The organism is uncultured Gemella sp., from assembly GCF_963515875.1.
GTDB lineage: Bacteria > Bacillota > Bacilli > Staphylococcales > Gemellaceae > Gemella.
Genome location: NZ_CAUPZX010000050.1, coordinates 1 through 12,364, shown reverse-complemented (window position 1 = coordinate 12,364; position 12,364 = coordinate 1). Strand labels below are relative to the sequence as shown.

The 12,364-nt window shown below is 29.9% G+C and carries 12 protein-coding genes, 2 tRNA genes and 1 pseudogene; 2 read left to right on the top strand and 13 right to left on the bottom strand.

Going from position 1 to position 12,364, the window contains the following annotated elements; translation table 11 throughout:
• Window positions 1-258: 258 nt before the first annotated feature.
• Together RWL85_RS08585 and RWL85_RS07695 are read right to left on the bottom strand one after the other, a co-directional pair.
• On the bottom strand, window positions 259-435 hold the full coding sequence (locus tag RWL85_RS08585) for a recombinase family protein (protein WP_399533783.1): 177 nt from the start codon (window positions 433-435) through the stop codon (window positions 259-261).
• A gap of 28 nt (window positions 436-463) precedes the next feature.
• Window positions 464-664 carry a hypothetical protein gene (locus tag RWL85_RS07695; protein WP_314086743.1) on the bottom strand — a complete coding sequence of 67 codons (201 nt, stop codon included), beginning with the start codon at window positions 662-664 and terminating at the stop codon, window positions 464-466.
• Between the two features lie 166 nt (window positions 665-830).
• On the opposite strand from RWL85_RS07695, the pseudogene istB reads away from it, so the two are divergent.
• Window positions 831-1,733, top strand: a pseudogene (gene istB / locus RWL85_RS07690) (IS21-like element helper ATPase IstB).
• Between the two features lie 84 nt (window positions 1,734-1,817).
• Here the strand turns inward: istB and RWL85_RS07685 are convergent.
• The 10 genes from RWL85_RS07685 to RWL85_RS07640 form a co-directional block, all read right to left on the bottom strand.
• Window positions 1,818-2,585, bottom strand: a complete 768-nt coding sequence (locus tag RWL85_RS07685) for a hypothetical protein (protein WP_314086741.1) — start codon at window positions 2,583-2,585, stop codon at window positions 1,818-1,820.
• A gap of 29 nt (window positions 2,586-2,614) precedes the next feature.
• Window positions 2,615-2,959 carry a hypothetical protein gene (locus RWL85_RS07680; RefSeq protein WP_314086739.1) on the bottom strand — a complete coding sequence of 115 codons (345 nt, stop codon included), beginning with the start codon at window positions 2,957-2,959 and terminating at the stop codon, window positions 2,615-2,617.
• Window positions 2,960-2,985: 26 nt separating this feature from the next.
• Window positions 2,986-3,615 (bottom strand): hypothetical protein, encoded by a 630-nt coding sequence (locus tag RWL85_RS07675; RefSeq protein WP_314086738.1) that lies wholly within the window; start codon window positions 3,613-3,615, stop codon window positions 2,986-2,988.
• Window positions 3,616-3,935: 320 nt separating this feature from the next.
• On the bottom strand, window positions 3,936-4,448 hold the full coding sequence (gene rlmD / locus RWL85_RS07670) for a 23S rRNA (uracil(1939)-C(5))-methyltransferase RlmD (RefSeq protein WP_314086745.1): 513 nt from the start codon (window positions 4,446-4,448) through the stop codon (window positions 3,936-3,938).
• Window positions 4,449-4,522: 74 nt separating this feature from the next.
• Window positions 4,523-5,344, bottom strand: a complete 822-nt coding sequence (locus RWL85_RS07665) for an alpha/beta hydrolase (protein ID WP_314086737.1) — start codon at window positions 5,342-5,344, stop codon at window positions 4,523-4,525.
• 504 nt (window positions 5,345-5,848) lie between these two features.
• On the bottom strand, window positions 5,849-7,189 hold the full coding sequence (gene rlmD / locus RWL85_RS07660; protein WP_314086736.1) for a 23S rRNA (uracil(1939)-C(5))-methyltransferase RlmD: 1,341 nt from the start codon (window positions 7,187-7,189) through the stop codon (window positions 5,849-5,851).
• Window positions 7,190-7,280: 91 nt separating this feature from the next.
• Entirely contained in the window at window positions 7,281-7,727 is a 447-nt protein-coding gene (locus RWL85_RS07655) for an ACT domain-containing protein (RefSeq protein ID WP_314086734.1), read from the bottom strand.
• A 12-nt stretch (window positions 7,728-7,739) separates the two neighbouring features.
• Window positions 7,740-9,044: a GTPase ObgE gene (obgE, locus tag RWL85_RS07650; protein ID WP_314086732.1), complete on the bottom strand. Its 1,305-nt coding sequence runs from the start codon at window positions 9,042-9,044 to the stop codon at window positions 7,740-7,742.
• A gap of 178 nt (window positions 9,045-9,222) precedes the next feature.
• A tRNA-Asn gene (locus RWL85_RS07645) sits at window positions 9,223-9,296 on the bottom strand.
• Between the two features lie 20 nt (window positions 9,297-9,316).
• Window positions 9,317-9,390 (bottom strand) — tRNA-Gly (locus RWL85_RS07640).
• 638 nt (window positions 9,391-10,028) lie between these two features.
• Here RWL85_RS07640 and RWL85_RS07635 point away from each other — a divergent pair.
• Window positions 10,029-10,784 (top strand): type II toxin-antitoxin system PemK/MazF family toxin, encoded by a 756-nt coding sequence (locus tag RWL85_RS07635; RefSeq protein WP_314086730.1) that lies wholly within the window; start codon window positions 10,029-10,031, stop codon window positions 10,782-10,784.
• Window positions 10,785-11,241: 457 nt separating this feature from the next.
• Here the strand turns inward: RWL85_RS07635 and RWL85_RS07630 are convergent, their stop codons facing one another.
• Window positions 11,242-11,937, bottom strand: coding sequence for a DUF3800 domain-containing protein (locus tag RWL85_RS07630; protein ID WP_314086729.1), 696 nt, complete (start codon window positions 11,935-11,937; stop codon window positions 11,242-11,244).
• Between the last annotated feature and the right edge of the window lie 427 nt (window positions 11,938-12,364).

Here is a 12,364-nt window from a genome sequence, read left to right as displayed (position 1 = left end):
ATTGTACATTTTTATTTTGTCACTTTTGTACATTTTTATATTGACATTTACAATTAAGGGATTGTTTCCTTTCTGCATGATATAAAATTGGTGCTTATGTTGTTCTCTAAATTTCTTTCTTCTTACTATTTCTAACTGAACAATCTCCCTCTTATCTCTATCTAAAATTGCTTCATGATTGTTTTCAATATAGTATTGATTAACTTATTCATCGTTATCTATTCGTTTCTTCATCAGTAAATCAATGATATAGGTTTTCTAAAGCAAAGCATCACCCTTGTATTTTTCATTTTGAAGCATTTTAAGGCCTGATGAAGGATACCAGTTGGCTTTCCCCGCCGATTCCTTGATACCTTCGGTGTCTAGTTCCTTGGCAATGCTTTTTGGACTATATCCTTTAAGGAACTGATGATAGATATGTTTGACGAACTTAATGGGCTTTTTATTAAATCATAGTATTTGTCTAGTTTTGATGATTTGTTTTTCGTCTTCTTTTTTTCAAAACCATTAAGATATTTATAGTTCTTCTGTCTACTTTATACTTTCTAGATAAGGCAGCTATATTTATTTTTAAATTATTATCGTCCATAAATTTCTTGTACTCCTTTAAATCTTCTAATGAATTCAACTTAATTTCAGTTGGTATTTTTATGTCTAGTATCATAGATATCTCCTTTTTTTAAGATATCTATATTATATATTCTTTGTACATTTTTATCTTGAAATTTATTTACACTTTTATTCTAACATTTACAGCGTACAGACCACAAACAAAAGGAAAAGTAGAAAATATAGTAAAATTATTAAATGAACTATACGCTTATAATGGTATGTTAGATTATACAGAATTAGTAGAATTGGTGAAAAAAATAATGATGAGATGGAATCTACAAGTACATCAAACAACAAGAGAGGTCCCAATAATAAGTTTACAAAAAGAAAAAGATTCCTTACTAACATTACCACATGAGAGAATAAGGAATCGATATAAAATAACAAATAGATTTAATTATACTAGATTAAAAGAGAATTTAGAATATATTAATTTAAAGCAATGCAACCACAGAATAGATGAGATAATAGAACTAACTCAAAATAGAACAATGTCGGTAATAGATATTCTATTGAAACTAACAGATTATGAAGTAGATATAAAAAAGCAAAATGTAAAAGAATCTATGATTAAAGTAGCTAATTTTCCTTATAATAGATCATTAGACGATTTTGATTTTTCATTTAATTCCGATATGAACCAATTAGAAATAAGGAACTTAGCTAGCTTAAATTTTATAGAAAACAATAAAAATTTAATCTTTATAGGCAATAGTGGTATTGGAAAGACTCATTTAGCAACAGCGATTGGAAGATTAACAGCTAGCTCTAGATATTCAACATATTTTATAAAATATCATGATTTATTAGCAAATTTAAAAGCCGCTCTAGTTGAAAATAGGCTAGAGCAGCGATTAAAATACTATTCAAAGTAAAGATTACTGATTATAGACGAAATTGGTTATTTACCTTTAGAAAAAGATGATGAGCAATTATTATTCCAACTAATAGACCGACGTTATGAAAAGAAGAGTATAATAGCCATATCTAATATTCCTTTTTCTGAGTGGGCGACATTATTCAGTGATGAGAAAGTACTTGACAGGCTACTTCATCACGCTTATGTAGTACCCACTATAGGTAATTCTTATCGACTAAAAGATTATGTTAGTTTTGAATAATTGTAAATTTTTATATTGACATTTACACTTACCATGCCTTTTCTTCTTTACCATCATGCTTTGTTTTACGTTCTTCAACCATCTTTACGAACCACTCCACAATATTCGGATCGTAGTGTGAGAAGAATGAACTTTGCTGCCTATCAAGTGTCGCAATCCTATCCATATCTTCTTTCGAAAGTTTGAAATCAAATATATCAATTTTTCCAAGCTACTCTTTAAATTATCTAGTTCTGTTAACTGTTCATTAAGGTTCAGATTATTTAACTTTCTTAAATTCTCACTCTGAAAATTCAACCTATGCTCGTTAATATATATGTAACCCTTTGAAGAAAATTCAAGTAAAACTCTAGTATTATAAATTGCTTCTAAGAGACTATTTGGTCTTTCAAAGGAAAAAGAAAACTCTCTTTCAGATTCTGAGAAGATACTAATTGTAAAACCGGTAACAAATCTTAACTCTACACTTCCATCTGAATTATAAATACATTTTACATCATTAAATAAATATTCATCACCAAGCTTTATAATTAAATCAGTTTCTTCAAAAATACTAGCTATCTTTATATCATTTCCTACTGGAATTTCAGCACCAGTATATTTATCAATTATGTATGGAAATATTTCATGCCTTTTTTGATACTCAAAAACACTGATTGGAGACGAACCTGTAAAATAAAATCGAAATTCTCTATCTTCAGGGAGGCTTTCTGACAATTGGTTTTTATCATTAGAAAAACTGATCTGTCGCATTCTTTCATCTAAAAAATGTCTCATCTCAGAATATAGCTCAGATTCATTTAGGTCGTAAATTGTTACTGAAAGGCTCTTTTTTTGAGAGTTTTTTCCCAACTTTGATTTTCTTAATAGGTTTCTTATCGTTAACGGTAAAAGAGAACGGTAGCAAATTTTTGTAGCTTGCCTTCGCTGTCCAGAAAAACTACAAAAAAGAATATACCTCCGTCAGATTTATAAGATATTAAATCTGAGGCACTGATATCAAATGAGTTCAATCTTGTCTTCCTTTGAGTAGTTTTTACTTGAATGGGAACTCTACCTATTATATCCTCTTTTTTATCAGATGCGACTTTAAGTACATGGACTTCACCATCCCACATAGGTGTTTTGTCATTACTATCTATGTATGCTTGTAGCAGGTCATTATCATTGATCAAATCACTAAGTTTCCCTACTCCTAAAGATTCTATTTTTCTGTTGCTTTTCAAAGAGATTAACCTTCCAATATAAACTTTTAATTACAACCTTCAAGATTATTGAGCAATTTCTTAAGTTTTCTATTATATTGTTCTTGTAAGAATTCTAAATCAGAATCTCTATTTTTAACCAAGAACGCTTTATATTGCATATTTTCTTTTGGCACAGTCTCTGTGAGAATAGAATTATAGACCGAAAATTTGTCATCAATATCAATTGAGACTGTATTTACTAACGAAAACTCAATATTATAATGCTTCAAATTTTCTAAAACTACTATAATTGATTTTAATACTAAACAACTACATACCCCTATTCTTCTATATTCAGATGAAACAGCTATTCTTTTATACCTGAAATTTAAATCTGCAAGTTTAGTAACACCTGCCCCTTTCCCAATATTACGAAATCCAAAACTATCTGATAAGATACTATCACCATAAAGCAATTCTAATTCTAGACAACCGCCATCTTCTAAAAGTGACTCAAAGGTCTGGTTTCCTTGATTCTCGTAGTATGTTTTATATTTGAGTTTGTTTTCTAAAATATTAGAGTTATTGAATTTTGGGTCAAAATCTATTTCATTAAAAGAATAATACTCTACATTTTTAGCTTCCCTATTCAATATTTTGTTTATATTAGCTAGTAATATTTTAACCCATGACATATCACTTTATCCTTTCCATCCTCTATGCATAAACAATAGCTACTACTCAGACTATAACCTTAATAATACTACTTTTAGTATACTGTAGAAATGAAAAAAAGTCCATAGATAGAGCACTTGCTCTCTTAACTTTTGCTTTATAAATTGACTTTTATTCCTCCTAAAAAAATTTAAAATTTGATGTGATAGTCCTATCGAAACTGATTCCTCTGCTTCAGCTCAAGATGCACCAAATTACAGTCTTCCATATTGATGATATTAATGATTTATTCTTGGCCACTTTTATACATCCACTCATATAGTCCTTCGATAAAATGCTTCTAGGCTTTTACCAGCAATACTACACACTCGACATGATACGTTCCTGGGAACATATCTACAGGTTGCACTGCACCTAGTTTATAACCTAGACCTCTCATAATTTCCATATCTCTAGCTAATGTTGCTGGATTACAGCTAACATAAACTATCTTTTCTATTCCCATTGAAGCTAAATCACATAGGAAACTTTCCTCGCATCCTTTACGTGGTGGGTCAACAATTACTACATCTAATTTTACATTTTGTGAGATTAATTTTTTAATTACATTTTCACTCTTACCTAGTAAAAACTCTGCATTAGTTATATTATTTTTAGCATTTTCACGAGCATCTAAAACAGCCGCTTCTACTATTTCAATACCATATACTTTCTTAACTTTCTTCGCTGCGAATAGACTTATTGTTCCAATACCACAGTAAGCATCGATTATCTTATCAGTTTCTTTTAATTTTACAAGTTCCAACGCTTTACTATATAATACTTCTGTTTTAACTGGATTTACTTGATAGATGGAAACATGTCTATAAACCGTTTAACGATAGAATAAGGTTATCGTTAAACGGTATTACCTCGACAACCTAGTATTTATATGTCGCGCTTTTTCACAAATTCATGAATCAATTTATTTACAACATGTGGTCTATCAGTGTTCGAATTATGACCAGCATTATCAATCCACTCAACAGGCTTCCCAGATTTTTTCTCATATAATTTCAAATATCGGATACAGGAACCTGCTCGATCTTCTTTACCGCATATCACCATATGTGGACATTTTATTTCATAAGTCAGATTTTTTTCTACTGCTTTTGCCAAGATTTTATATCCATGCCCTACTAGATGAGAATATCTTTTTTTGTTCCCATCATAAACCATCATCATATCCAACATTAATTTTCTTCCGTATTCAGTTGTTGATACGCCTTTCGGCCCCAGTCTCAAAAGTGTTTTCCATGGATAAATTCTATATATTACTTCTACTTTTTTTAATAACCATAATTCTATTACGGTATAATACTGCCTTTGAAGAGGAGCTGAATCAATAGTAACAATACCATTTAGTTTTTCAGAAAATAGTTCTGCATAAGTCTGGCCTAGATAACCTCCCATTGATTGTCCAATTAAGATTGGTTGATCAATTCCTTCTTTTATTAATATTTCATACAACCATTTTGCTTCATCAAACAAATCAAAATCAAGGTCAAAAGGATATGATGAAGCATGTCCAGGTGCATCCCAAACCAATACTCTGAACTTATCCTTAAAATATTCTATCTGTTTGTCAAACAATCTATGATCAGCAGTAAGTCCTGGCAAAAATATAAGAGCGATTCTTGATTGTTTATTAATTTCATTTATCCAATAATGAATCACTCCTGATGAAGTTTCTAGTGTTTTTTCCAGCATTATTGTCCTCCCACAACACTAATTTGTCATTGTTTAAAATAAATCCCATTATATAATTTCATAAACTCTTTGCAAACTTTACTACAAGTTCATGATTAAGTGCAGTAGCTAAGATCTCTTCACTATCATTAGCTGTTGATGTCCAATTATATGATACATGCATTATATAGTCTATATCTATGATACAAAACTTATCATAGACACGGTTATATCCTCTGCTTCTCCATCTCGGAATAACAACAATATCTAATTCAACAACTCAACTCTCACACTTTTTAGCCTTTTTTCCTTTGAATAAGTTATCGAATAGCGTTTATCCTCCCCTTTAACAAATTAGTTTGATTGTCCAGAAATTTCGGTATTACTGGGCTTAAACAGCTATCAGTTCCTAATCCTTGATATCAATACAACACACTCGGAGGTTCAAACTTTCTTTTCATATCAAAGGTTTCTCTCCTCATTCTACGAGCACTATCCGAGATTATAAAATATTCTTCTACTTCTCTAATTATTTCGTTCAAGAAGTGTTACTGCTTCAACATGGTACGTTCCTGGGAACATATCTACAGGTTGCACTGCACCTAGTTTATAACCTAATGTTCTCATAATTTCCATATCTCTAGCTAATGTTGCTGGATTACAACTAACATAGACTATTTTTTCTATATTCATAGCTGCAAGATCACGTAGGAAACTTTCCTCACATCCTTTACGTGGTGGATCCACAATAACTGCATCTAATTTCACATCTTGTGAGATTAATTTTTTAATTACATCTTCACTCTTTCCTAATAAAAACTCTGCATTAGTTATATTATTAATTTTCGCATTTTCGCGGGCATCTAAGACAGCCGCTTCTACGATTTCAATACCATATACTTTCTTAACTTTCTTCGCTGCGAATAGACTTATTGTTCCAATACCACAGTAAGCATCGATTATCGTATCAGTTTCTCTTAATTCTGCAAGTTCTAACGCTTTACTATATAATACCTCTGTTTGAACTGGATTCACTTGATAGAATGAACGAAGTGAAATCTTAAACTCTATTCCATCTAACGTATCAGTTATATAATCTTGTCCAAATAATTTTTCAGTTTTATCACCAAAGATTACATTTGTCTTCTTGTCATTAATATTTAACATAATACTAACGATTCTATCGTCTAATTTAGATATTTTTTCAACGAATTCATCTAGTTTATTAAACTTCTCCTTCGCTACAATACCTACCATGATTTCACTCTTTAGGGTATTTGTTCTAAACATAATATGTCTAATAGCTCCTGAGTGATTATTTTCATCATAGACAGATAAGTTAAGCTCTGAAATTAAACTGCGTAATTTGTTCATTAATATATTGTGCTCATCATATTGAATAAAACACTTCTCTATATTAACAACATCATGGCTTCGTGGTTTATAATAACCCATCTTAACCTCACCATTAACTTTTTGTACTGGAATCACAGATTTATTACGGTAATGATATCCGTCTTCCATTCCTAACGTATCTAATACTTCGATATAATCCTTCCCAAGGGCTTTATCCATAACATTTTGAACTTTTTTCTTTTTAAACTTCAACTGTTCTTCGTAGTTCATATGAACTAAATTTGCTCCTGAAGTTTTTGGAATACCATCAACTCTATTTTTAGAACTTTCAATAATATTAAGAACTTTTCCATAACCAAGATTTTTCTTTAATTTAATTATCTTAAACTCGATTACTTCACCTTCTATAACATCTTCAATAAAAATCGGAAAATTGTCAATTTTAACTACACCAAGACCATCGTGGGTATAATCTATAACCTTCCCTTCGAATATATCATTTTTCTGCATAATTCACCTTTCTAAAATAAAAAGAAGAACAAGCATAGGAAACTGACTTCCCTACTCTGTTCTCCTACATTTCATCTTTATTAAACTATCTCTACATGCTTAACCCAATTACTTTAATTGAATTAACAAACTCGAGATCTTTAATTCGTTTATTTAATTTTTCAATATTTATATCACCTGAACTAAGCTCTAAAGAAATAATTATCGTAGCTTTTGCATTTATCGGCACCGTTTGGTGGATAGTAAGTACACTGCACTTAGCTTCATTAACAACCGATAAAATTTTACCTAATATCCCAGGAATATCATCAACATCTATAGACAATGATAGAATTGATTGTCTTTTTACATCCTGAATAGGAAAAATAGTGTCCTTATATTTGTAAAATGCACTTCTACTTAAATCAAATCTTTTTGAAGCTTCTAATATAGACAATTTAGAATTTTCTTCTAAAGCTTTTTTCATAGCTAATGTCTTCTTTACAGCTTCTGGTAATACATCTTCTCTAATTATATAATAAACTTTTTCTTTATCCACAGTGGTTGTCTCCTACTCTACGAATTCAAACTCACCTTTAAGAATTTTAACCGTATCACCATTTTTACATCCTCTATCACGTAAAGCATCATCTACGCCCATAGAACGCATTTGTTGAGCAAAACGTCTAACAGAAGCATCACGGTTGAAATCAGTCATTAAGAAAGCACGTTCGATACCAGGTCCACTTACCACATAAGCTCCTGTATCATCACGAGTAATCTTGAATGTCTCATCCTTAGGTTTATGTTTATAAAGAACTCTATTTTCCATACTTTCTTCTTCAGTATCAAGCTCATACAACATATTAGGATCTGTATTATCTAGAATATCACTTACTTTATAAAGTAAATTATCGATATTACTACGTGTAAATGCAGAAATTTCAACGATATCTACTTCTTCACCGTCATTTTCTAAGCGTTTTTTAAACTCTTTAAGATTGTCACTAGCTACTGGAATATCCATCTTATTAGCTACTACTACTTGAGGTCTTTCTAAAAGTCTCATATTGTACTCTGCTAATTCTTGATTAATAATTTTATAATCTTCATACGGATCTCGTCCATCAGTTGCTGACATGTCTACTACGTGTACAATAACCTTTGTTCTTTCAATGTGACGTAAGAACTGATGTCCAAGTCCTACCCCATGACTAGCACCTTCGATTAATCCTGGAAGGTCTGCCATAACAAAACTTCTGTGATCTTTTGTTTCTACAACTCCAAGGTTTGGTGCTAATGTTGTAAAATGGTAATCAGCAATTTTTGGTTTTGCTTTTGATGTTATTGATAATAATGTTGATTTACCAACAGAAGGGAATCCAACAAGACCTACATCAGCCATAAGTTTTAATTCTAAAGTCAGATTTCTTTCTTCTCCTGGTTCACCATTTTCAGCGATTTCTGGCGCTGGGTTTGAAGGTGTTGCGAAACGACAGTTTCCGCGTCCACCACGTCCTCCACGAGCTACTACTACTTCTTGCTCGTGTTCTACTAAGTCTGCTAATACTTCTCCAGTATCAGTATCACGAATTACAGTTCCAGGTGGTACTTTTAAGTATAAATCTTTAGATTTTCTACCGTGCATACCTTTACTCATTCCATTCTCACCATTAGGTGCTACAAATTTCTTTTGGTAACGATAATCCATGAAAGTTCTTAAACCTTCATCAACTATAAATACAACGTTTGCTCCACGTCCACCGTCACCACCTGCTGGCCCACCTTTTGGAACATACTTCTCTCTTCTAAATGCTACTAATCCATTCCCACCATCACCTGATCGGACGAATATTTTTACCTCATCTAAAAACATAAAATTCTCCTATAAAATTCTCTTTATTTTCTTAAACTTCAACTTTAAACTATATAAAATTCAACTCGATAAAAGTTCATATACCATGAACTATTATAACATAATTTTTCCTACTATAATAATATTTAGCGAGATTTTAAACAAAAAAATATACGGCTGCATACACAGCCGTACTTTACTCCACAGGCAGGACTCGAACCTGCGACCCTCTGATTAACAGTCAGATGCTACTACCAACTGAGCTACTGTGGAAAAATCTCTAAATAAAAAAATGGAGCGGGTGATGAGAATCGAACTCACAACATCAGTTTGGAAGACTGAGGTTTTACCACTAAACTACACCCGCATAAATATTTGTTATTAACTTATGTATTAATTATATAATAGATATTATAGTTTGTCAACAACTTTTTTAATTTTTTTAAAATTTCTTTTGTTTTTCTAATTTTGTTAGCTTCGCTAAAGAATTCTATATTAAAAACAAGAAATATCTGTAGAAAAATTAACAATATTTTCATTGGATAGTAAATAGTATAATATTTTTCCTTTCATTTGTAAAGGTATTTTACAAAAATTTCTAAAATTTATTCTAGTTTTATAAGTCAAAAGATAATGGACTATAGTAAAGTTTATCTTGTTTAATCTCATCTTGTAAAATCTCTTTAACTAAATTACGAATTTCTTTTGTAAGTTCTTGTTAAAATTCCTTACTGAACATATTATCACTTAATATATAGTAAGTCAATTAACATTTTTATAATTTCAGATACTCGTATTACTTTATATTTTATTTTCTCTATTTTATAAGATATAATATACTTGAAATAAATCAATAAAAGTCTGTTAATAAGTTAAAATTATTAATAGTAAAAAATGTGATTGTAGAAAATATTAGCTGAACTTTTATGTAATATACTAAAAAGTAATAAATCAGATTATTAAGTTTTCCTCAATCTATTTATCATTGTATTAGGGAGTATTATTATGGACAAAGAACGATTAGAAAAAAGAAATATTGAGCAATTAGAAGAATCGACAGAAAAGATAAAAAATATAACAAAAAAAAATCCAAATCACTTTAAAACTAAAAGATTAGGATCTAGTATGGGGAATTATGCCACACAACTTGAAAGGGACGTTCTAGGAAAAAGAAGACGAAACTTGGTTTTCCCACAAGGTACTTTAGTATATGTTGATTTTGGTATAAATTATGGTTCTGAATTTTCTTCTTACCATTATGCAATAACACTAAACAAAAATGATAGTAAGAAAGATAATACAATTACTGTTGTTCCCTTAACTTCTAAAGAGGGAAAACAAAATATAAAATTAACTGCTGGTATTTCTAGGGGATTAGCTTCACTGACATTAGATTATCTTGAAGAACAAATTAAATTAAATGATAAAAATATGAACAAAATTGAATCAGATTTAAATAAATTAGAAGAAAGGGAAAGAAATGGAGAACCATTTACTGAAGATTTACATCAACTAAAAACTTTTTATCAAAAAGTACTATTAGAAAGAAATATAGTGGAAAATGCAAAAGATAGAGTAAAAAAGTACATTAAAGATTTCGATAAAGATACATATATAAAGATAGATGCTATTACTACTATAGATAAAAATAAAATTTTCAAGCGTAAGGATAATTTAGACCCCTTAACAAAAGTTAGAGTTAATGATGACATACTAAAAATTATAGAAAACGGCATTAAAAATCTATTTTTTAATAACTAAAATTTGACTTTCATCCCTATTTATAATACAATATAGTTACTAACATAGATACTTAATTGTATCTATCGCAAATCATAACTAGAGCTAAATGCTCTCATCCGTCAGTATTAATTTACTGGCGGTTTTTTGTATGGCATTCAAATGACATTCAAGTAGCAAAACAAAAAGCCTTAAACGTTGATACTTTAAGGCTTCTCTAACTTTATTATTTAGTTTCTCTGTTTGATTTGATAATTTCTAAAAATTCCCAGTACTTCCCAACCATTGATATATCAACATTTCTATATTTAGTAATTTTTCAATAATGTTGGTAAATATTTCAATTTGTGGGTCAAGTGTGGGTCAACTCAAGATTATTTTTATTAATTATCTAGCACATGTAAAAGGAATTAAGGACGGTTTTTTAACAGTTTTTTATTTAATAAAAATAAGACTAAGAAATTAAACCTAGTCTTGTTTATGGTAGTTGTTTAATAAATAAGTTTTCTACCTCTCTTATTTTATCAAATTCATTCCTAGTACAATGAAAATATATTCTGTTAGCTAGTATATCTGACGCTCTTATTAAAGGTTGTTTTTTCGAACAAAGAAACTGCACATTTACAGAGTCCATTTTTTTAAATAATGGTTCAAAAAATTTATTATAACTCCAATTAAAAGTACCTATTTTAAATTCTTGAAATAACCCATCTTCTAATTCATATCGACCATTAGTAGCTGTAGTATGCTCATCACAGAACACATGAATATTTTTCACTTCATCACAGCTAATGATATTTTGTGATATTAAATTTTTTAAAGCATTTTTTAACCCCATTTTAAAAGCATAGTCTAAAAATCTTTGTTTAGTTTTTTTATTACAAATTATATTTTTATTTACTCTCTTTTGGTCAATAATAGCACAGAATTTATAAGTTTTTTTCATGCTACTAAATAATTTTCTTTTTTCTTTTATTGTAATAGTAGTAGCTTTTAATTCTTTATCTATATCATAGTTAGCTCTTTGTCTTAATTCACGCTCTAATCCTAAGTATTTCCTTAAACAATTATCTCTTTCATCTTTAGAAAGACAGATTATTCCAGAAAAAACAAAATATTCGTTATGAATAGGGTCAAAAACTCCTGATTCATCAGAATATACAAATATATCCATTTTCATTCTCCTTATAAAGATAAAACACCTCATCATACGATAAAGGTGTTTTTCTCCCAGCGAGATGACGTACTTAAAGTACGCTTAAACGTAAATTCACTGCTCGCTGGTACACAGTGTATTACTACCTGCACTTATATTGTACAAAATTATTCGAATATTGTCAATGTATTTTTGATATTGATAATCGTTTTTAGTTAAGTGCACCTATTTTCTTTAGTGACTTATAAATATTAGGTTACCTTTTTTAGGGACTCCGAAATGTCCGGATACTTTTTAGGGACTCGGAAATCTCGGGATACTTTTTTTAGGGGGTTAGAAATGTTTGGTTTCTTTTTAGGGCGTCTAAAATAGCCGGATACTTTTAATTTTCTCTGTAAATGTCAATATAAAAATGTACAAAAGTGACAAAATAAAAATGTACAAT